19 protein-coding genes, 3 tRNA genes and 1 pseudogene are annotated in these 21843 nt (G+C 45.6%); 8 read left to right on the forward strand and 15 right to left on the reverse strand.

The window, feature by feature from the left end; translation table 11 throughout:
* Positions 1–12: 12 nt before the first annotated feature.
* Genes FHC48_RS15075 through FHC48_RS15085 form a run of 3 tightly spaced genes read right to left on the reverse strand, consistent with a single transcriptional unit; the run spans position 13 to position 3459 of the window.
* Positions 13–696 carry a YecA family protein gene (locus FHC48_RS15075; protein WP_007868835.1) on the reverse strand — a complete coding sequence of 228 codons (684 nt, stop codon included), beginning with the start codon at positions 694–696 and terminating at the stop codon, positions 13–15.
* Positions 693–1946, reverse strand: a complete 1254-nt coding sequence (locus tag FHC48_RS15080; protein ID WP_220420541.1) for a restriction endonuclease subunit S — start codon at positions 1944–1946, stop codon at positions 693–695. Before FHC48_RS15080 ends, FHC48_RS15075 begins: the two co-directional genes overlap by 4 nt.
* On the reverse strand, positions 1936–3459 hold the full coding sequence (locus FHC48_RS15085; RefSeq protein ID WP_096194596.1) for a type I restriction-modification system subunit M: 1524 nt from the start codon (positions 3457–3459) through the stop codon (positions 1936–1938). The genes FHC48_RS15080 and FHC48_RS15085 overlap by 11 nt, the downstream gene beginning before the upstream one ends.
* Positions 3460–3764: 305 nt before the next feature.
* Here FHC48_RS15085 and FHC48_RS15090 point away from each other — a divergent pair, with 305 nt between their 5' ends.
* The 6 genes from FHC48_RS15090 (at position 3765) to FHC48_RS15115 (ending at position 11537) form a co-directional block, all read left to right on the forward strand.
* Positions 3765–4997: a hypothetical protein gene (locus FHC48_RS15090; protein ID WP_096194598.1), complete on the forward strand. Its 1233-nt coding sequence runs from the start codon at positions 3765–3767 to the stop codon at positions 4995–4997.
* Between the two features lie 506 nt (positions 4998–5503).
* Positions 5504–6634, forward strand: coding sequence for a hypothetical protein (locus FHC48_RS15095; protein WP_032170412.1), 1131 nt, complete (start codon positions 5504–5506; stop codon positions 6632–6634).
* Positions 6635–6776: 142 nt separating this feature from the next.
* Positions 6777–7907, forward strand: coding sequence for a site-specific integrase (locus FHC48_RS15100; RefSeq protein ID WP_032255348.1), 1131 nt, complete (start codon positions 6777–6779; stop codon positions 7905–7907).
* Positions 7908–8057: 150 nt separating this feature from the next.
* Positions 8058–8258 (forward strand): AlpA family transcriptional regulator, encoded by a 201-nt coding sequence (locus FHC48_RS15105; protein ID WP_000281555.1) that lies wholly within the window; start codon positions 8058–8060, stop codon positions 8256–8258.
* Positions 8248–8886 carry a hypothetical protein gene (locus FHC48_RS15110; RefSeq protein ID WP_000256735.1) on the forward strand — a complete coding sequence of 213 codons (639 nt, stop codon included), beginning with the start codon at positions 8248–8250 and terminating at the stop codon, positions 8884–8886. Before FHC48_RS15105 ends, FHC48_RS15110 begins: the two co-directional genes overlap by 11 nt.
* Before the next feature lie 50 nt (positions 8887–8936).
* Positions 8937–11537 (forward strand): hypothetical protein, encoded by a 2601-nt coding sequence (locus FHC48_RS15115; RefSeq protein WP_110843871.1) that lies wholly within the window; start codon positions 8937–8939, stop codon positions 11535–11537.
* 48 nt (positions 11538–11585) lie between these two features.
* On the opposite strand, the gene FHC48_RS15120 is transcribed toward FHC48_RS15115, so the two are convergent.
* Both FHC48_RS15120 and FHC48_RS15125 read right to left on the reverse strand, forming a co-directional pair.
* The gene (locus tag FHC48_RS15120; protein ID WP_220420542.1) at positions 11586–11912 is read right to left on the reverse strand and encodes a hypothetical protein; all 327 of its coding nucleotides are present in this window, start codon (positions 11910–11912) and stop codon (positions 11586–11588) included.
* 191 nt (positions 11913–12103) lie between these two features.
* Positions 12104–12801, reverse strand: a protein-coding gene (locus tag FHC48_RS15125; protein WP_094106546.1) for an IS1 family transposase whose coding sequence is annotated in 2 segments (ribosomal slippage) — positions 12104–12552 and positions 12552–12801 — 699 coding nt in all. Because the reading frame shifts where the segments join, the coding sequence is not laid out codon by codon here.
* Between the two features lie 92 nt (positions 12802–12893).
* On the opposite strand from FHC48_RS15125, the gene FHC48_RS15130 reads away from it, so the two are divergent.
* Positions 12894–13250 carry a hypothetical protein gene (locus FHC48_RS15130; RefSeq protein WP_064754959.1) on the forward strand — a complete coding sequence of 119 codons (357 nt, stop codon included), beginning with the start codon at positions 12894–12896 and terminating at the stop codon, positions 13248–13250.
* 610 nt (positions 13251–13860) lie between these two features.
* On the opposite strand, the gene FHC48_RS15135 is transcribed toward FHC48_RS15130, so the two are convergent.
* The 4 genes from FHC48_RS15135 to FHC48_RS15150 form a co-directional block, all read right to left on the reverse strand.
* Positions 13861–14295, reverse strand: coding sequence for a DUF2787 family protein (locus tag FHC48_RS15135; RefSeq protein WP_001194747.1), 435 nt, complete (start codon positions 14293–14295; stop codon positions 13861–13863).
* Positions 14296–14367: 72 nt separating this feature from the next.
* A complete protein-coding gene (locus FHC48_RS15140; RefSeq protein WP_000045627.1) occupies positions 14368–14901 on the reverse strand; it encodes a hypothetical protein in 534 nt (177 codons plus the stop codon).
* Between the two features lie 25 nt (positions 14902–14926).
* Complete coding sequence (locus FHC48_RS15145) at positions 14927–15298, reverse strand: hypothetical protein (RefSeq protein ID WP_000673980.1); 372 nt, start codon at positions 15296–15298, stop codon at positions 14927–14929.
* 368 nt (positions 15299–15666) lie between these two features.
* On the reverse strand, positions 15667–16866 hold the full coding sequence (locus FHC48_RS15150) for a site-specific integrase (RefSeq protein ID WP_219371507.1): 1200 nt from the start codon (positions 16864–16866) through the stop codon (positions 15667–15669).
* An 80-nt stretch (positions 16867–16946) separates the two neighbouring features.
* Here FHC48_RS15150 and FHC48_RS15155 point away from each other — a divergent pair.
* Positions 16947–17687: pseudogene (locus tag FHC48_RS15155) on the forward strand (hypothetical protein).
* A gap of 241 nt (positions 17688–17928) precedes the next feature.
* On the opposite strand, the gene FHC48_RS15160 reads toward FHC48_RS15155, so the two are convergent.
* The 6 genes from FHC48_RS15160 to uvrY all read right to left on the reverse strand — a co-directional run bounded on the left by FHC48_RS15160 (position 17929) and on the right by uvrY (position 21465).
* Positions 17929–18015 (reverse strand) — tRNA-Leu (locus tag FHC48_RS15160).
* An 11-nt stretch (positions 18016–18026) separates the two neighbouring features.
* Positions 18027–18100, reverse strand: a tRNA-Cys gene (locus FHC48_RS15165).
* Positions 18101–18146: 46 nt separating this feature from the next.
* Positions 18147–18222, reverse strand: a tRNA-Gly gene (locus FHC48_RS15170).
* A 152-nt stretch (positions 18223–18374) separates the two neighbouring features.
* Complete coding sequence (gene pgsA, locus FHC48_RS15175) at positions 18375–18923, reverse strand: CDP-diacylglycerol--glycerol-3-phosphate 3-phosphatidyltransferase (RefSeq protein WP_008500348.1); 549 nt, start codon at positions 18921–18923, stop codon at positions 18375–18377.
* 56 nt (positions 18924–18979) lie between these two features.
* The gene (uvrC, locus tag FHC48_RS15180) at positions 18980–20812 is read right to left on the reverse strand and encodes an excinuclease ABC subunit UvrC (protein ID WP_059362310.1); all 1833 of its coding nucleotides are present in this window, start codon (positions 20810–20812) and stop codon (positions 18980–18982) included.
* A complete protein-coding gene (gene uvrY / locus FHC48_RS15185) occupies positions 20809–21465 on the reverse strand; it encodes a UvrY/SirA/GacA family response regulator transcription factor (protein ID WP_008500346.1) in 657 nt (218 codons plus the stop codon). Before uvrY ends, uvrC begins: the two co-directional genes overlap by 4 nt.
* Positions 21466–21843 lie beyond the last annotated feature (378 nt).

A 21843-nucleotide genomic window follows, 5' to 3' on the forward strand; every position in this document is an offset into this window, starting at 1 on the left:
CATGAAGATTCATCAATGCAGACAGCACTTCTTAAATTTTTTACCGCTGCCACACGGACACGGGTCATTTCGCCCGGGCATGTTTTCTGCCCCCTTCACTGGAACAGGCCGGGATGATGCCTCTGACATTCTCACTGACAACCAGTACTGATAAAGTGCCAGTGCAGCAGGCTGAATAAGGGAAATACTTTTCTCAAACTGCTCTCCGGTCATTTTCTCAAGTACAGGAAAATTCTTCTCCACGCCATGAAGAGCGATCACTTCCAGAGAAGGCCGTAACTCACCGGGAAGACCAGACCAGTCATCCAGTGACTTTCCTTTCATATAACCAAAACACCACTCTTCCACAATGGTATATTTTTCCCCCTTTACCTCACGCTCATTGAAAATCGGCTCAAACAGTTCAGGGGCGTCATAAAGGCAACCAGCGATATCGTTCATATGCTGAAAACACAGACTGACAAAACGCTCCATCTCTCTCTCAGATGACCATTTCGGATGATAATCGCCTCTTCCCCAAATAGCACTCAGCCAGATACTGGGTGAAACCATATTTGGACCTGATAAAATCGCCGTCAGCAATCCATCCAGCTCAGAGAAACAGAGTACAGAATCATCCATTCCATACTTCATTAATATTTCTTCCAGCCAGTCGATTTCCCGGTCAGTCAGTGGACCGCTTTTCGTCAGTTTCATACGGCAACCGCCTCATCGACCTTAACACGACGTTTGCCAGTCAGTAGCTGTTGCATCAGGGCTTTTTTCTCATCTCTCAGGCAGGCGAGTTTTTTCTCCAGCGTGGAGATTTCAGCATCGGCTGCGGACAGGACTGTGGCGATTTTTTGTTGTTCTTGGACTGTAGAAGGAAGAACAATATCAATCGATTTTAAATCACCTCCATATAGATGAATAATTGTTATCCCTTGAGCTCTTGACGATATTTCATTTTTTTTCATGTGAGTCAAGAAATATGCTAGAAATGGTGAAGATAACCGTACTTTTGGCCTGAGTATATTGATGTCACCACCTAGTAAAATACCACCTTCAGATAAAGCAGTCGCATTAGCCAAGTCAATACCACTCGTAGTAGTAGATGCAGGAAGCAGTATATCCCCTGGTTCTGATAACTGTCCGTCACTGCTATTTGTTCTACTTATAACCTCATAAGCTATTTCCGCATATTTTGTATATAACTCGCCATACAGTATGCACTTATTGATGCCGCTTTCTGATAAATCACTTTTTGATAACCCCTTGCCTTTCTTAAAGTTAAAGAGATCACCAAGTTTTGAGCTGTTCCAATCTCCACTAAACCTCACCCCATTCTCATCCAGCAAGCGTTTTTTCCCGGTAAGCAATTGCTGCATCAGGGCTTTTTTCTGCTGCTGACTGTTGGTGAGAAGCTTTTCCGTCACCGAAATCGCCTTATCCCAGGTGGACAGGATTTGGGCGATTTTTTTCTGTTCCGCAATAGGGGGAAGTAATAACGAAAACTGCTTAATATCGTTGGGGCTGATATGAGGAACAGCTGTAGCTGTCTGAGTAAGCTTAACGTATCGCTCAAATTTGTATCCTGAGAAATACTGGCGGAGTAACCCTTGCGCCAAGGTTTTTTTTGCTCGAATTCGAGCAACTCGTTGCACAAGCAAGCAAGGCAGATCATCACAAGTTACTTCAGCAACTTTTAAGCCACCTGATATCCATGTACGATCAAGAGCTATAACAAAATCGCCTTCCAAAAGAAAATATTTATCCATATTTTCTTGTACGTTTCGAGGCCAACGTTTAGCATTTATCCATCGAAGCTTACCAGGTTCAATATTGTCTCCCCTTAGCAATCTGATATCGTGTTCTTCAGCCGAATATTCAGTACTAGAAAAAGCATAACCGGTTAAGCAATCAATGTGTTTCTCAAAAGTTGTGTGTGACCAACCCTTAGGCACCATAACCCAACTCCTTTAAATACCCTGCCATCTCTGTTTCCAGCTTCAGCAGTTCCGCTTTCAGTTGCTCGCGCTCTGCTCGCACGGCCAGCAAGTCAATCTCGTCCTCTTCTTCGAAGGTATCGACATAGCGAGGGATGTTGAGATTGTAATCGTTATCCTGAATCTCTTTCAGGCTGGCGAGATAGGCGTATTTCTCGACGTTATCGCCATCACGGTAGGTCTTGACGATTTTCTTAATGTTTTCTTCGCTAAGCTGGTTCTGGTTTTTACCTGCCTTGAATTCACGGCTGGCATCGATAAACAGCACCTTGTCATCAACTTTCTGCTTTTTGAAAATCAGAATCGCTGCCGGAATCCCCGTACCGTAGAACAGTTTTTCCGGCAGACCAATTACCGCATCCAGCAAATTTTCGTCGATCAGTTTCTGGCGAATTTTACCTTCGCTGGAGCCACGGAAAAGCACACCGTGTGGCACAACTACGCCCATACGGCCAGTTCCCGGTTTCAGGGTTTCGATCATATGCGAGATAAAAGCGTAATCTCCTTTAGTCTTCGGCGGTACACCGCGACGAAAACGGCCAAACTTATCGTTCTCGGCCTCGTCATGGCCCCACTTATCGAGGCTGAACGGTGGGTTAGCGGTCACGATATCAAACAGCATCAGGTCGCCATTTTTATCGAGCAGCTTCGGGTTACGAATGGTATCGCCCCACTCGATTTTATGGTTGTCTTCCCCGTGCAGGAACATATTCATTTTCGCCAGCGACCACGTAGAACCGATCGCTTCCTGACCGAACAATGCATAGTTACGACTATCATGCCCGGAGACAATTTTACGCCCACACTTCATCAATAATGAACCGGAACCACAGGCTGGATCGCAGATGGTATCACCCGGTTGCGGATCGAGCAGTTCTGCAATCAGGTCCGAAACTTCCGGCGGGGTATAGAATTCCCCGGCTTTCTGCCCACCGCTGGCAGCAAAGTTTTTGATCAGATATTCGTAGGCATTACCGATAACGTCCAGCGTACCGACACGGCTCGGCTTCAGGTTAAGATCTTGACCGGCAAAGTCTTCCAGCAGCTGACGCAGGATGGTGTTCTTCTGTTTTTCTTCACCTAGGCGATCGGTGTTAAACGAAATATCCTGGAACACGCTTTTCCCGGCGTCTTTCAGTTTGGTGCCATTAGCTTCTTCAATCGCATGCAGAGCCTGGTCGATGCGCTCACCATTGCCCGGTTCATGACGACGTTCATACAGCGCATAGAAACTGGCGCTTTTCGGCAATACGAAACGTTCATTCGCCATCATGGCTTCAATGAGTTCTGGTGCATCACCATACTGTTTTTTATATTCATCGTAATGATCCTGCCAGACATCCGAAATGTACTTAAGGAACAGCATGGTAAGGATAAAGTCTTTATAGGTATCAGCACTGATGGTGCCACGGAACGTATCACACGCGGCCCACAGGGCTTTGTTGATCGTGTCCTGACTGATTTTGTCGTTCATGAATCATCCTGGTCTGAAGAAAAGCCTGCGATGCAGGGCATTGCATCTTAAAAATTGCGGTAAATGATACCGTAAGATGCCTCCCCTGACACGCCAATATCGCAGCATTCAGGTTTGCATCATCCCCGTAATATCGACATGAGACAGACTGACACAACCTGGCTCGTCACTCGCTAAAAACCAATTATCTTAGTAATATAGCATCCATATTAGCCATGGTGTAAAACTGCCGTTGGGGTAATGATGATCCATATATCACCCGTTCTGGTGTGTGAAGCTGACATCATCCATAATCGGCAACGTTGATGCCCTTTGATAGTAATGATGACCGTCAATGTGATTCCCCTGCTGACTGGAGGTCTCCGGATAGAATGAGTATTGCCAACTGCGCTATCGGCCCACTTTATGATGAGCAAATAAAAAAAACACTTATGTATGCTGACCATAAATTCAAGCGGCTAATGAATACACGAATGTCGTTACTCGAACATTTATCACCCCACTATGACTTATCTTCCATGTTCAGCTATGAGTTGGAGGGAAGAGTTTTTCGGATTAAATTGATCAAGCCTGAGATTAAATTATCTCGCCAGCAGTTGATCTTCTCCTCACTCTTTTTAGAGCAAGATTTTCTAAAAGAATATAAAAAACACATCTCAAACACCCTACAAAAAACAATCAAACAGTGCATTAAAAAATACAAACAAAAAATCAAAATCGAGCCTTCTATTTTAGATTACATATCAGCGTCACCCCGCAATACGTCGAGTTATGTATTACATGAGATAGTTTTTGAATCTAAACGTTGCGATGTAATTCGCAATATTAAAAATGATATATTGCTTGATGAACTAACGTTGAATGGGCGAATCACTAACATTTCCAAATACATTAAAAATAGTCGAGATAAAATCGTCGAACATATAGAGTTCTGCACTCATAAATTTGTCAATATAAGTCGTAAGAATCGCCACATTTTCAACACCACCACAATCTCTGGTAGAAAACCTAACATCACTGGTGTTTTACTTTGCCTTTCAGAATTGATAAGCAACCTGCATATTTACCCAACTGAAATTAATAATATAAGCAATGCCATAATATTAAGCATTGCATACTCTGTACTTCAACATCTTCAATCCGGAAGAGAAACAGAAAAAACCAAAACCTCTCCAGCACTGGATTTTATCCCCACCATCATCGCACCTCATGTTTTCTACCTGGCGAAACGCGAAAAATCCTCTCAATATAAATACATTGAAAAAGAATACCTTCTCGGCCAGTTACTTATATTTTTGATGTATAAAACAGTTTACTACTCGATTCATAACATCAGGGTAAGCCATAAGCACTTCTATAACGATATAAAACCAAAATTAATGGCATTAAAAAAAGAAAGCTTATTAAGCACCAATTTCATGAAAAATCGAAGTGAGATTAGAGGTGAAGTCTTTGGTGATGTTGGTAGTATTGAGGCTGATTTGAGGGAAATCAGCACATTGATTCATCGGCGAAAGGCATTATTTATTTCCTTTTAACTTCAAAACGATAAAAACAAATGAGAGACTGAATAAATATCAGCCTCTCACATAGTTAATAAGTTTCAACTTTAATATCTGAGAAATCATTCTATCTGGGCCTTGTGGACATTAATCCTCCTGGCAACATACGACTCAAAGTTTCAGCCTTGTATAGTCATCATCAATAGTACAGGATTGGGTGCTGCTCGCATGTATCATTCTGGTATTAATACTGATCATCAGGGGTAACTTGTATGTAATTTAAAAACCATCATATCTCAAACCTCACAGCGCTCATATTTTAACCATAAAAACTAACCGATTTACACCCGCCACACACCGTCATAACTTATTGTATTTAAATAGCTATAAGCCTCTAACTCACTGATCACACCATTAAATTCAAGCCATATCCTTACGCAGATTCAAGCTTGCCCCTGCTGCCATTCACGTTTTAGGATTACCTCGCTAACACGACATGCTACTTTTTAAATCAGTGTAATAATTCAAACGAGGATAAAATTATGTTCGAGAAAATGAAAAACAATGTAACCCGTATACCGGGGAATTTAACAAAACTTAATCAATACCAAAAAGACATTGATCACCTGTCTAAACTATTTTCTGAACAGCAATTACTGGAACTAATGACGACTACCGAATCCGATCAAATATTGCAAATGAAGCCTGCTGTAGATATTCTTCATGTACTGTCTCCATCAGCATCTACTGCTAAGCATATCAATTTTTTTCAGCACGTCCCAGTGCTCGAACAATGGTTAAAAAAGGAGTGCACTGCCTTTAATTTACTGGCAGTACATTTCTATTCACAGCAATCCCGTAAAAATGTCATTCCGAAAGAAATCTGTATGCTACTGGATGCATTTATTAAAACTGAACTTTCATCTGCGGTTAATGGTAATAATAATGCCGAACTCCTTTCTTGTTTTCAAAACACGCTGGATAAAATGTGCAATACACTAACATTTATAGACCACACAGTTACGGAACAATCAGGTCAAGTAGCAATGCTTGATTTCAGCGCAAAAATGCATGAATATACTGTTGAAATCAGGACCTTTTTGAAGTCTGAATACTGGCTAAACAAACTACCTAAGGATATTAACATTCCAGCCATTGACCTATCCTGGCTTGTGTTTTGTTACTTTTGCTCTGAATATCTTTTTGTATTTATTCAAACAACGCTCAATACAATGAAGGCAGGAAAAATCATTCGTGATAACTACCTTTATCATCCTAAAATGATTGCATTGATCATTTTATCTATGCTGCCTTATGAAGTCATTCATAACGATGGATCACTGAATAAGTTTAAAACGCCTTTAACCAGCCCTGATGAGTTCATAATCAAATCTATTTGCATTAAAGGTAAGCAAAACACTACAGGGCATAAAAAAGATATCGAACAATTGCTTCGTAAGACATATATCTATATTGCATTACTCTTAAACCCTGAGTGGGCACCATCTTCCAAGGAGTTGATTTCCTTTTTATCAGGAAAGTCCACAGTGATAAGTGGTTCAATGAATTTCCAGTCAACGTCCAGTGGTCTGGGTGTTCAAACTAACAATATCACTCTTCTTAAGAATGAGGTTTACTTCGAAAAAATAGCGAACAAGATCATGAAACTGTAGTTTCTTAATATAATGGCGACATGGAATTGTGTTGCCATTATATCCGAATCAGCATTTTTCACCTGATGAACTGTGAAAGCTGTAACTGGCAGACTATAACCTCACATCGTATTTTTCCAGTGTCATTTACAGGAGAAATACGATGCCTATTCTGGATCTGCGTTTCAGCAACAAATCACTTCACCAACTTCCCCATCCCCTCACGGGCTGTCAGGAATACCGTGATATTCACTGCCAAAACCTGCGTGCTCTGGTGTATCCCAATCGGATCACGCTGGCCTTTCGTGCCACTATAAACAATCAGCGTATATATGAAACCCTGGGTCAGTTCCCTCAGCTCTGCGTTGAGGATGCCCGTCAGCATGTGATGAAACTGCTTGCTGATAAAAATCGTCTTGCGGTTCAGTCCCGTCGATTCACTGTGGAACAGGCCATCAATGACCTGTGGCTACCGGATTTGCAGTTGTATAAAAAGAGTCCTCAGTCAGAGTTGTCAAAACTCAACCTCTACGTTCGCCCGTTCTGGGGCAAGCGGCAACTTCGCGACATCACGGCAGGAGAACTAGAACAATATGCTGCTGGCTTACGGGAAAAATTACGTCCGTCAACAGTAAACCGTATCCTCGCAATATTGTCCAAAATATGCTCTCTGGCAGTACGTGCTGGATGGATCACGCATTCCCCGATGACACATGTCCGCTATCTGAAAGAAAATAACATTCGCTATCGCACACTATCAGCGACAGAAATCCCGCGCTTTATTGACGCGGCAACAGCGCTGCAAACACCGGCAGCTGATTCTATATTGCTTGCTCTTTATACGGGGATGCGTATTGGTGAGGTATGTACCCTGAAATGGGAGTACTGGCACCCGGATATGCATCAACTCATACTGCCTGATACAAAGTCCGGACACCCTTTCACCTGCCCACTTGCACCTCCAGCCATTGCAGTTGTCCAGTGCCAGCAGGACCTGATGCTCAGCAAAACTTACATTTTTCCGCGACTAACCGACAATGCCCGCCCTCTGGCATATCCGCGTGCAACCTTTGCCCGTATTTGCCGGGATGCCGACATTGATAACCTGCGGATGCATGACCTGCGCCGTACCTTTGCCACCCGGGTACTACAGGCGACCGGGGATATTGCAATCGCTTCCCATCTGCTCAATCATCACTCACTTACGGCAACCCGTCGCTACGCTTTTCACAATGCAGCGACATCGCACGCAGTGGTTTCTCAGGTCATTGAAAGTTATGACACGAAAAAATGAACCAATGATCTGTGATTCGTGATTGATGCAACACTCGTTTAAGGACGGTATTGTCATTGCGTGCTTCTGCAGGGCCCTGCATTAAGTCATCACAGAATGTGGATTGATATTAAATCCGCGTGGCTTCTTATTCTCTGAAACCGGAGGTTTATGTATTTAACCATTAAGCAGTTCGCCGAAAGATTTAATCTTTCTGCATCCACGGTTGCGTCAGATATATCTCGCAATCCCGGAAAACTCCCGCCCTTCATCAGAATTGGGCGGGCTATACGATTCTCTCTTGACGATATTGTTGAGTGGGAAAATGCACATCGTCAAAACAAACTTAAAGGTGATATAAATGGTTACTAAGAACACGGAAAATAACGCTAATAATGCACTGAACATTCTTCCCGAATCAGCAAGCACAGCTGTAGACAACGATGAAAAATATCTGTCCTTTGCATTAGTTCTCGCTATCACGATTATGGACAACTTAGTAAAGCTCATCGGCACAGATGGCTTCGTTCTTTATACCTACACCCTGCAGGACACGGCTACTGCTCGTGCTGTTTTTAATGAATTAGCCAGGCGTCTCAAAAATTTCAATCGTCAGGAGGAGGTCTACACCACCGATTACCTCACCTTTCGAATGAAATACATTTACGGTGTTACCCTGTTCGAACATGATAGTAAATCTATCCTTAACCTTTTTGATAAGAAGGGTTATTCGGTATTGAGTGAATCAGGAGAACCCGGTTCTCTTGATGATATGTATCTTGACATTCAAGCACGATTACATGGCGGCTACGCCTCAAAAAAGTTTCTTCATTTACATGAACATTGTCTGTTATCTGCACACGTTACCCCGTCTGTGGAAAAGACGCAACGTGGCATCCTGATTAAAGCAGGCAGGAAACTCGTTTCCTTTATCTATGTAGATAATGAATCTCGCAAAAATGATATTTTCAAAGCTGTAGTAGACGTCATTAAATCCTGATTCATTATGCCGGGGGGGGACAAACTCCCGGCGTTTTTTCGGAGTTAACTATGAGCAATAATTTGCAGGACATCCTCGCTGCCGCATCGGGGTATCAGTCCGTGACTTCAGAGCCAGCGCTCAATCGTAAAAGACCTAAAACGCTTGATGATTATCCTGTGATACCACCTGCATCAAAAAAAGTGTCTGTGATTTCAAGTGACCTGACACTCTATATCGGTTTTGATACCGAATATGTTTTCAATCCTGAAACACAACAGAATGATATTCTGTCATATCAGAGTTATGTTGTCTTACCCGATAATACAGGTATATCGAACATTATCTATCCACCTGACTCACAGAAAAAATCCCGGCTGTCTTTTAAGGACTTTCTCTGTCAAACGATTACACCGCTTCTTGAAACGGGTGTGATTACAAAATGGCCCGGTATTATTAATATATATGCGCATTTCATTCGTGCGGATATCGCCTCCTTTGCCAATTTCTGGTCAGACTACAAAATTCTTCTGAAAGGAATACGCGGTACTGTCAGCAGCTTCAAAAATCGTTACGGTATCGATTTTGATGAACAGCAGGAACGTCGCGTAAAGACTGAACAGATAATGTTTGACAAACGAACTTCCCCTCCGCGTTGCAGTAACGTAGCTTTCATCGATACACTGCTTATCACTCCCGGGGGTATGGGTCTGGCTGAATGTGGTGAATTACTGGGTCTTCCCAAACTCACCATTCCTGCCCCTTATTCCATAACCAATATGCGTGAATATCTTCTGGGCGACAGAGCAGGGTTTGAAGCCTATGCTCTGCGGGATGCCGAGATTGCGGTTCGTTATGCTTTACAGGTTCGCAATTTTTGCGCCCGGGAGCTGATGATTGATCGTGTCCCCGCCACCATCGGGGCGATGGCAGTTTCACGGTTCACCAAAACACTTAAAGAAAACAATATGTCTCCTGAAGTCTGCCTTGGGACACACATTAAAACCCGTGAACTCTGGCTCACGGAGAAACAGGCATTCCGGACGATTAAAAACCCCGCCAGTGTTCCTTCAAGAGAGTTGTTTGAAACGTTCCCGATCAACTGTTACCACGGCGGACGCAATGAGTGTTTTATGATGGGGGTTACACCGTCTGATCACTGGTATGACTACGATCTGGCTGGAGCGTATACCACCGGGCTATTAGATATCCTCACACCCGATTACGGGAACATCCGCCTCAGTAAAAATCCGGACGATTACTGTGGGCATGTAATGGGATTTGCGCTTGTCACATTTCGGTTCCCGGAATCAGTTCCCTATCCCAGCCTGCCGGTTCGGACCGATCAATATGGGTTATTCTTTCCATTAAGTGGCGAATCATGGGCAACGGCACCTGAAATCGAACTTGCTCTGTCGCTCGGGGCAGAGATGACGATCCATAATGGGATCATCGTCCCCTGGATCTGTGACACCTCCCCACATAACAGCGAATCAACATCGGTGTTTCTTCCCTTTGTTCAACAGGTCCGTGAGAACCGTAATCGCCATATTAAAGGTTCTCTGGAGGAGAAATTCTGGAAAGAAATTGGCAACTCGCTTTATGGTAAACTTGCTCAGGGCCTTCGCGCCAAAACCGCCTTTGATACAGCCCGTGGATTAAACAGATCCCTCCCACCATCATCGGTTACTCAGCCATTCTTTGCTGCGCATGTGACGGGATTTATCCGCGCCGTTGTCGGGGAACTCATGAATGCTTTGCCTTCTGATTCATCGGTTGTCAGCGTCACAACCGATGGCTTTTTGACAAATTGCCCACTTGACAAGATAAACATGAGCGGTCCACTGTCTTCCCGCTTCCAGTCGCTGTGCGATATTGTTGATCCGGGTTCATCAATGTTGACATGTAAGCATGAGGTCAGCCAGCTTATCGCCATGAAAACCCGGGGGCAGTTAACCTATAGAGCTATTCAGGGAAAACCTGTTGTTCATGCCAGGGCTGGCGTCAAACCTCCTGCCGATATTCCACGCAGTGACTATAACGACTATATGGTAGATCTTTACCTTAATCGTTTACCCGGTCAGACGTTATCCCGAAGTACGTTGATATCAACGCGTGAGATGTGGCTGTCGGAAAGCGATCTGGTATCCCGGGAACAGGATATCCGTCTTAATCTGGAATTCGATTTCAAACGCCAGCCCGTACAGCCCGCCATGAATGAAGGGCATTTACTGATGTTTTCCCGCCCGTGGGATAATATGGAAGAGGCTCTGCAGCAACGCTCTCTTTTCGACGACTGGCGGCAAACGCATACACTGAAGACCCTGGCTGACTGGGATGACTGGTGTGATTTTCTCTATTGCCGGACGGTGTTTTCTGATATGAAACTAAAAGTCGGAAGCAAACGTAGTGATGATATTTTAGTCAGACTATTTCTCCGGGCGCTGACTCAGTGCCAATGGGGGCTGATGCTGAAAGATAAAAAAAGTTATTCCTGTAAAGAGGTTGCTGAATGGCTGACGTCAGAAGGCTATTCAGTAACGGTGACTGATGTAAAAAATGCGGTAAGAGCAAAAATACCCCAAATGAAATTTAGTTCTGTAACACCGCGAATGAAGTCACTGATGGATATCATAGCCCGTAAATATCCGACATTCTGTCTTCCAGTCTGATAACCGTTAAATCTCCCCCAACTCCTTTAACAGAAGTTGGGGGCTTAATCACAGGCAATCGGCATCAAAACAGTGAAATAACTGCCGCGCGTCAGGATGGCCATTTACATGATAGATCCGCATGGCATGACAGGTGATACTCTGGAGATTAGCCGCCAGCCTTTTCCCCATATTCACCAGTATGCCGTGTGGTATTTTACTGCTTGTACTGTTTACTGTCAGAGTAAAACAATTTGTTTCAACTCTGACCTCAATAAAATCATTTCCAAATAATGTACTCACAACCTGCTTGATTGTTTCTTCATAATCCGTCAAATCAATGATATCACGCCATCTCGCATTTACGAGTTGATACTTTCTGATATGTAAATACATAGAACCGCCTTTATGTTATTTCAACTAAAATGATGTTCTCCGACATTATGTAAATATTAGTGACCATTGTAATTGCTGATAACCTCTCATCACAGGCAGCAACCTTCGTCTCTTACGGTGCCCCTGTCTCTCTGACTTGATGGCAAAAGTGCATGGCCAAATATGCAGCAAAAACAGGTAATGACTCCAACTTACTGATAGTGTTTTATGTTCAGATAATGCCCGATGACCTTGTCATGCAGCTCCACCGATTTTGAGAACGACAGTGACTTCCGTCCCAGCCTTGCCAGATGTTGTCTCAGATTCAGATTATGTCGCTCAATGCGCTGAGTGTAACGCTTGCTGATAACGTGCAGCTTTCCCTTCAGGCGGGATTCATACAGCGGCCAGCCATCCGTCATCCATACCACGACCTCAAAGGCCGACAGCAGGCTCAGAAGACGCTCCAGTGTGGCCAGAGTGCGTTCACCAAAGACGTGCGCCACAACCGTCCTCCGTATCCTGTCATAAGCGTAAAACAGCCAGCGCTGACGTGATTTAGCACCGACGTAGCCCCACTGTTCGTCCATTTCAGCGCAGACAATCACATCACTGCCCGGTTGTATGCGCGAGGTTACCGACTGCGGCCTGAGTTTTTTAAGTGACGTAAAACCGTGTTGAGGCCAACGCCCATAATGCGTGCACTGGCGCGACATCCGACGCCATTCATGGCCATATCAATGATTTTCTGGTGCGTACCGGGCTGAGAGGCGGTGTAAGTGAACTGTAGTTGCCATGTTTTACGGCAATGAGAGCAGAGATAGCGCTGATGTCCGGCAGTGCTTTTGCCGTTACGCACCACGCCTTCAGTAGCGGAGCAGGAAGGACATCTGATGGAAATGGAAGCCACGCAAGCACCTTAAAATCACCATCATACACTAAATCAGTAAGTTGGCAGCATTACCCGGAGCCACCCCAATAACAAGTTATACAGAGAATATAATGAAAATGGCTTACGGTTCAAAAATGGGGCATTTAAATATCTACAGTGAACATGATAAAGTACTTAACACGATATACCCTCTCGTTGAGTCAGTAACACCAATTGGGGTTCGGGAGGTGAGATTCAGACCTGCTCGGGTGATCAACTGGAAGTGGGATATTGGTCACACTGAATATATTACTTCAAACAGGATTGATTCATTAACACACTGGTTAAATGTTACCTGTGCCGATTTAGCTGATCCAGACGTAAAGCTCACTGACGACGACATAAAATTGTTTCATGATATTATTGATCTTGCGAATTTAACATGTCATAAAAACACTGTCGCACCTAAATTAATATCATTTGAGTAGTTAAAAAAAGGTTGCATTATAACGGGAGTGTATATTTACTCCCGTTAAGTTTCATATTTTATAGAATTGATATGGATTCGATTAAAAATTTCGTCTAACTCGTTCCCTTATCAAATTTGCCAGCCTTACCCTTCCAGGTGAAATAGTTTCCGTTACAGTTTCAACTCTCAACAAATCACGCTGTCCGGTTCGGCGACTGACCGCGAAACGCTGACATATATCATTAACCGATACCGTATTACCGGTATACAGTTGAAGTAATATCCAGCACAGCCTTTCTGCGATCCTTTCACCGCGAGTTTTATACATCTGTAAAACCTTCAGTTATCGTCAACGATGACATAGCCCACCTCAAAACCCACATAACTAACTGTATTCATGAACATTTATTACCGGTGTAATACTGTCGTTGGGGTAATGGATTAACCGTTATCACCCTGCTACTGGAGAATGCACCATAGGGGGCAAAAATCACGAGGGATCTGAGATCCCCCGTGTCTGCACTTGTATATGCGAACAGCCAGGAAAAAGAGACATCATCTCCATGCTGTTATGCACGCCACATGCAGTAGATTACAAAGCCGCCCGCTTTCTTCCTGTTCATAACGGGTCAACAACTTTCCACAGTTACCGTTACCCGGTAAATCCCCATAGAGAGATACTCCATAAAATTACGCTCCCACAGGGACCAGAGTTCATTCCTCTCTGCTGCCAGTGAAATATCCCCAATCAGATAATGGAAGACATAATTCCCCGACCAGCAAAAATCAATTTCTTTTTCCAGCTCAGGGTAGACACGCCCCATATAACTAAAATCTGTGACATAATCAAAATACCATTCATTATTCTTACGGATAAACCGTATTTCAACGGGATGAAAGCCCCCGGATTCTGCACTGTAGTCCGGATCACGGAAATTAATAACCACTGCCTCAGTTATTTTTTGTAAAACCTGATTTGCCAGAAGAGTAGTAATATGCTGCTGAAATTCTTTAGTAACAGGCAGAGTTAATCCTGCCTGTTTTAAGGCATATTGGGTTTGCATAATAAATTTTCCTTTAGAAAGTAAATAGCGGTGTGTGGTGATTTCTGGTTGTATAACAGTGCAGGAAATAAATTAATCCTCTGTAATCTTTTCCTGGCTACTGATCGTATTAAGTTTATTCAACCGCTCCCTCCAGTCCGGGTATAATACATGAGTAAATAACTTCTCTGGATGTGCCTCCAGCAGACATATATCCGGGGAGCGTAAAACAGCAGCCAGAAAACCTGCATTGTTGGCGCTTGCCCCTTTGAATAACGGCCTGAATACTCCGGATGAGAAGCCGGTAGCAGGTTGTGTTTCCAGAACGGTTGCAATCTTTGAAAGTGAGATCCAGTCCTTAGAGAACAACCCTCCACAGCCATTTGCCACCAGACGAAGATAAAGTTCATTGTCCACCTCTGATATCGCCAGTTGCCATGTCAGCATACCACTTGCCTTAGGACTGATTTTTTCTGCCTGGCCTGTTTCAATGAGCAACTGATAGTCTTTTACATCAGATAATGTTTGTTCATCTGCACTGAGATTTTCATGAATAACCTCTGCCTCATTTTTAATCTCCTTCGAAACTGACTCAACATTATTTTTAACTAATTTTGATTTACTCATTTTGCGTTCCTGGTTTTGCTTGTGTTTAATAGCGTGATTCGGCCATAGAAATTAATAAATCAATACCCTTCAGAGGGCAATCGGGGTGAAATAACAGATAAATACCGTTCCCGTTATCTTCCGTAACAGAAAGCATCAGGTAATAGTCATCTGTCAGACGGACTACAAATTCTGGATTTGCAATTAACTGATGAATCACATTTAACACCTGAGCTTTAATATCTTCAGGTACATCATCGGGCTCGACATATATTAATGTCACCCCGACTTCATCCCAGAAACTCATTGCAGAGTATTCATCTTCAAATGGGAGTACCAGCTCTGTTTTCAACAGACTCATTACTGACTCCGGAAGAAGGAGCGACGGCAGGTCTTGCCAGTTCGAGACAAATTTCATTGAATAATCCTCATAAACAAAAAACCCGATACGATTAACGTATCGGGGTTTTTATACATCCGCATAACTATTATTTACAGTTATTGGTTTTCTATTTAAATTCTTTCATGATACCCACAGTCCATACAGATAAGCACTGGCGCATTATTCCTTTCACACTGTTCAAGGAATCCAAATAGTTTTTTAATAGCCTTAATAATTTCTTTCAGTATTTCAGGTAAAAACTCCAGGCTAATATACCCAGAGCGTTTATTATCGGTTATTGATGGCAGTTTTCCTGCTGAACTTATCAATGTATTACAACTGCCACACTGTGGGCATTTTAAATGCATCCTCATTCTCCATATTTATAGTTTGCTAAAAAGTAGTCACATCTGCTTCGTAGCCGCAGTATTCAGAAGCAGGTCAGTCACTCCCTGCCCTGTCTGACGCATACGTTCCGGTGTTAATTTCGCGTAACGTTCTGTACTCTGAATACTGGCATGCGCCAGTTGGGCTTTAACGTCATACAGGCTGAATTGACCACTCGAAACCAGTAAAGAGGCAACAGAATGACGTGTGGTGTGGAAACAGACTTCATTCTTGTCTATACCGCACTGTGCCAGTATTTTTTCATATGCCCATCGGGGTTCCGATATCGGTTTTCCATTATCCTTAATGGCGAACAGATACGGATTACTGCCAACTCGTGGGATAGCATCAATAATCGATAATGCGGCATCGCTTAGATATACCGTCCGACTGCGACCATTTTTTGTATAAGGAATGAACAGAGTACGATTGGCCCGGTCGATATGTTCATGCCTGACATTAAGCATTTCTGATTTGCGTGTACCGGTTAACAACAACATGGCTATCAATCCCCCGGCAGCTTTGTTGGGATATTGGGTAGCAGCGTCAAGAATGCGCCTGATCTCATCAGCGTCAAAAAAGCGCGTCCGCTGATTATTCTCCTTCAGCAAAGGGATCTTATCGGCTTCATTCTTCTCCAGGACATCCTGTCGTAGCGCATAACGCCCCATAGTTTTCAGAATAGCCAGTGCCCTGTTACAGGTAGACGGTGCATACTGCTGGCCGTGAATACGACCCTCAAGCATGTCGAAAAGCACCTGCTGGATTTCCCGGGCCCGAAGGTCGCAGTAACGTATCTTCCCCAGACGAGGTTCAATGTATTGCGTGAAACGCTGAACATCCTTATCCCAGGACTTTTTATGGCGCTTGATGAACGGAACATAGGTCAGGTGAAAAAACTCACTAAGCGTTGGCATCGCACGATAATTATCGCGCTCTGCCTTGGGGTCATTTCCCAGTGCAATCGCCTCCTTATGACGGCGAGCTATCTGGCGAGCTGTCCCCACATCAATTTCAGGGAATCTGCCAATACTGATACTTTTTTTGGTACCGTGGAATGTGTAGCGCAGGAGGAAACGTTTGTTACCTGTTCGGCCTGAGAGACACTTAAGGCCGATGACTTCGGTATCAGATACCTCAAGCTCTGTAGATCGGGTATCTGTGTTTGCCGGAAGGGCTTTGATGGATGAATTGGTGAATCGGAAGGATTTCTGCATGATTATCCTCATGTATCTTACTGATATCATGAAAATAATATATATCTGAAGGTGTATTTATTACGGGGCGTGATTGGAGAATGGAAAAGCTATTAGACGCGTACAAACGGATATTACAGGAGGTTGACGCCCGGTAATTTAACCTGAGTGAGGATAAATACTCAGGCGTCTTTTTACCTGTACCCTTTGAAGAATACTTGCATTCACCGGTAAAAATCATGCTGGTTGGACGTGAAACCGCTGGCTGGAATACGCTGAATGGTAAGAATACGATGTCACGGGTGCTGGGACTTATACCTGACGTCACCATCGGGCAAGTGGTTGAAGAGGCTGTAGATCGTTACAGGAAACATCTTCCGGTACAAAATTATGGCACCACCAACCTCAAATCACGTAGCCGCTTCACGCAATATCATTTCAGGCTGGCCCGGGAGCTTAATATTCCTCCCCAGGCAATCGTGTATGCCAATCTACTGGCGTGGGATTACGACGGACTGACCCCTCTCAATCGCCCTCAAAATGAAGTGCAGGAAGTCATATTAGCCTCGCTGAAGCTGCTGGCGGTACAAATTAAACACCTTGAGCCTGATTTCATCATCTTTGCATCCGGAGCCCGGAGAACAGACTACATCATAAAACAGGTGCTTACTGAGCCAGGCGGCTATGAGACTTCTTCAGTTATTCCGGGGAAGCTGTGGGAGTTCAAAACAGGTAATACAATCTGTTTCAGAATTGCCCATCCAAGGGCTATGCGCGGACACCAGAAGTACAGAGATGAGGTGATTGCACGAATTAAGCAACTCTGTACCAAGGGCGGCTAGAGCATTACAGCTTGCTCAGCAGGCCCCCCTTCCCGGAAGAGTACCGGAAAACAGGCAAAGCGGCCTGGTTCTCTATGCTGTAGGCGACACGTTCGATTCGGCATTGCCAGGCTGGAGATTGCAGCTCATTGCACTCCGTGAGCACAGGATATGCACAGGGCGTGAATTTCAGGCACAAAAAAACCACCCGTAGGTGGTTTCACGACACTGCTTATTGCTTTGATTATTCTGCTTTTTCCCATGGTAGCCGGAGTGGGACTTGAACCCACACAGCGCGAACGCCGAGGGATTTTAAATCCCTTGTGTCTACCGATTCCACCATCCGGCCAGGGAAGAAAGTGGAGGCGCGTTCCGGAGTCGAACCGGACTAGACGGATTTGCAATCCGCTACATAACCGCTTTGCTAACGCGCCGTAAAACTTTTCAAACTGACACCCGCTACTGCGCATGTCTTTAATCTGGAGCGGGAAACGAGACTCGAACTCGCGACCCCGACCTTGGCAAGGTCGTGCTCTACCAACTGAGCTATTCCCGCATGTCATCAAGTAAATGTCTAACCGCTTGATTTCATTATCGTCCGGCTTGCTGTGCCGCCGTTCGATGCGTTGCATTCTACTGATATGACGTTATGAGTCAACGTTATTTTTTGCATCCCCGGATCGTTTGCTGAAAATTACGGCGAAACGATCACTGATCAAGCAAATCCCCGCGCGCAGCGTTCAAATATTGCAGCATTGACCACAGCGTCAGCACTGCCGCCACCCACAGGAGACCAATCCCCGCCCACTCAACCCAGGCGTTCGGACGCCACAGCATCCAGACCAGCGCCGCCATCTGCGCCGTCGTTTTCACTTTTCCAATCCAGGAGACCGCCACGCTGCTGCGTTTCCCCAGTTCCGCCATCCATTCGCGCAGCGCAGAGATAATAATCTCACGGCCGATCATGGTTGCCGCAGGCAGCGTCACCCACCAGGTATGATAGTGCTCAGCCACCAGCACCATCGCAATCGCGACCATCACTTTATCCGCCACCGGATCGAGGAAGGCACCGAAACGGGTGCTTTGATTCCAGCGGCGCGCCAGATAGCCATCAAACCAGTCTGTTACCGCTGCAATAAGGAAGATCAATGCGCAGGCAAAGGGTGCCCAGACAACCGGCAGGTAAAACGCCAGCACAAAGAACGGGATGAGCACGACACGAAAAAGAGTGAGCAACGTAGGGATGTTATATTGCATAGTGACGGTAACTATTTGTTGTCAGTAAAATTTAGCTCTATGTTGCTACAGAGCCCTCAATGTTTCAACGAGTAGTAGATCTTTTCTGCCAGCCCTTGCGAAATACCCGGCACTTTTGCAATTTCCTCCATGCTGGCGTTGAGTAATCCTTGCAATCCGCCCATATACTTCAGCAGCATCTGGCGACGTTTTGGCCCCACGCCTTCGATCGTCTCGAGTGAGCTGGTGTTTTTCACCTTCGCCCGTTTTTTGCGGTGACCGCTGATGGCGTGATCGTGCGATTCATCGCGAATATGCTGGATGACGTGCAGCGCCGGAGAGTCCGGCGGCAGGCTGAAGCCCTCACCTTCCGGCTCGAAGAACAGTGTCTCCAGACCGGCCTTACGATCGGCCCCTTTTGCGACGCCCAGCAGCAGCGGATGGTTTTTATCCCAGCTGACATCAAGCGATTCAAATACCGCTTTCGCCTGGCCGAGCTGCCCTTTCCCGCCGTCAATCAGGATCACATCGGGGATCTTGCTCTCTTCTATGGCTTTACCATAGCGACGACGCAGCACCTGATTCATCGCCGCATAGTCATCGCCCGGCGTGATGCCGGTGATGTTATAGCGGCGATACTCGGCGCGCAGCGGACCGTTAGCATCAAACACCACGCAGGACGCGACCGTCTGTTCACCCATCGTATGGCTGATGTCGAAACACTCCATCCGTTTCACTTCCGGCAGCTTCAGCAGCGCTGCCAGGGCCGTTAAACGCTGGTTCACCGTCGACTGCTGCGACAGCTTCGTGCTCAGCGCCGTTGCCGCGTTGGTTCGCGCCAGCTTCAGATAGCGCGCGCGATCGCCGCGCGGTTTGGTTTGAACATTGACCCGGCGCCCCGCCAGTTCAGAGAGCGAATCGGCCAGCAGGGTTTTATCGTCAAGATTAAAATCGAGCAGGATCTCAGAAGGCAGCGTGCGCATCTGGCTCCCCTGCAGATAGAACTGGCCGACAAAGGTTTCCACCACTTCACCCAGTTCGGTACCGCCAGGGACCTTCGGAAAATAGCTGCGGCTGCCGAGCACTTTGCCCTGGCGAATAAACAGCACGTGCACGCAGGCCATTCCGGCGTCAAAGGCCACGCCGATGACGTCGAGATCGTCACCGGTATTTGAGACAAACTGTTTCTCCGTGACTCTGCGCACCGCCTGGATTTGGTCGCGGATACGCGCGGCCTCTTCGAACTCGAGTGCGGCGCTGGCTTTTTCCATCCGCGCAATCAGCTGGGTTAAGACCTGATCGTCCTTGCCGGCTAAGAACAGGCGCACATAATCTACCTGCTGGGCATACTCTTCTTCACTCACCAGCCCGGCCACGCACGGTCCCAGGCAGCGGCCAATCTGGTACTGCAGGCACGGGCGCGAACGGTTACGGTAAACGCTGTTTTCACACTGGCGGATCGGGAAGATTTTTTGCAGCAGCGCCAGCGTTTCTCGCACGGCATAGCCGTTGGGGAACGGCCCGAAATATTCACCCTTCGCATGTTTTGCACCACGGTGCATGGCGAGGCGCGGATGGGTGTCGCCGCTCAGAAAGATAAACGGGTAGGATTTATCATCCCGCAGCAGGACGTTATAGCGCGGCTGGTAGAGCTTAATATAGTTGTGCTCAAGCAGCAGCGCTTCTGTCTCCGTGTGCGTGACGGTAACATCAATATTCTGAATGAGTGAGACCAGCGCTTCGGTCTTACGGGAGGCCAGGTTACTGCGAAAATAGCTGGAGAGACGTTTTTTAAGATCTTTAGCCTTCCCCACATAGATAACCGTACCGCCAGCGTCATACATGCGATAGACGCCAGGCTGGCTGGTTACGGTTTTCAGAAATGCTTTTGAATCGAACACATCACTCACTGACTTAACAACGTCTCCGCATTACACAAACCATGTCGGATGGCCAGATGCGTCAGTTCGACGTCACCATGAATGTTCAGTTTACTGAACATCCGATAACGATAGCTGTTTACCGTTTTCGGGCTGAGATTCAGCTGTTCCGAGATCTCATTCACCTTCTGACCTTTGGTGATCATCAGCATAATCTGCAATTCACGCTCGGACAAACTGGCAAAGGGTGATTCGGTTTTCTCGGGCTCGATCTGACTCAGCGCCATCTGCTGAGCGATGTCGGACGCAATATAACGCTGTCCGGCAAACACGGAACGGATAGCATTGACGACTTCCTGCGGTGCAGCACCTTTACTCAGGTAACCCGCGGCCCCCGCCTGCATCACTTTCGCGGGCAGTGGATTTTCGGTATGCACCGTCAGCATGATGACTTTGGTGTCTACAAAGGTACGCGCGATTTTGCGTGTTGCTTCAAGACCACCGATACCGGGCATGTTCATATCCATCAGCACCACATCGGCGGAGTGGGTACGGCACCATTTTACCGCATCTTCGCCACAGCATGCCTCACCGGCAACTTTAATACCTTTAATATCTTCAAGAATGCGTCGTATCCCTGCGCGCACCAGTTCGTGGTCATCAACAAGAAGGACGTTGATCAAAGGAAATGTCTCCAGAATAGGGATAACGCTACTGTGTGATAATTTGGTTTATATTAACGGTTTTCCTGACAAGATTAAAACGTTAAAAAACCGGCTATTCGATTTTGCTCTCGTTTTTGGAAATTAGGCTGTACAGGCGGTGGAAAGAGAGCCCGTGCATTCTGGGCTCTTGCAGCTTTTTTTAACCATCTGTATTCAAAAAGTTACAAAAAACGGGCTGGCTTAACCTGCGCAAAAACAGGGTTCAACTTTTTGTAACAATAATTAACGGCAAGCGAACCCGACCTAAACAATTAATAATCATTAAGCGGGTTGAGTTTACCGGTACGATCTGTTTACGCAATTAAACATCAGCGTAAAAGTACGAAAAACAACCGC

The sequence above is a fragment of the Enterobacter sp. EC_50 genome, assembly GCF_019584525.1.
Taxonomy (GTDB): domain Bacteria; phylum Pseudomonadota; class Gammaproteobacteria; order Enterobacterales; family Enterobacteriaceae; genus Enterobacter; species Enterobacter roggenkampii.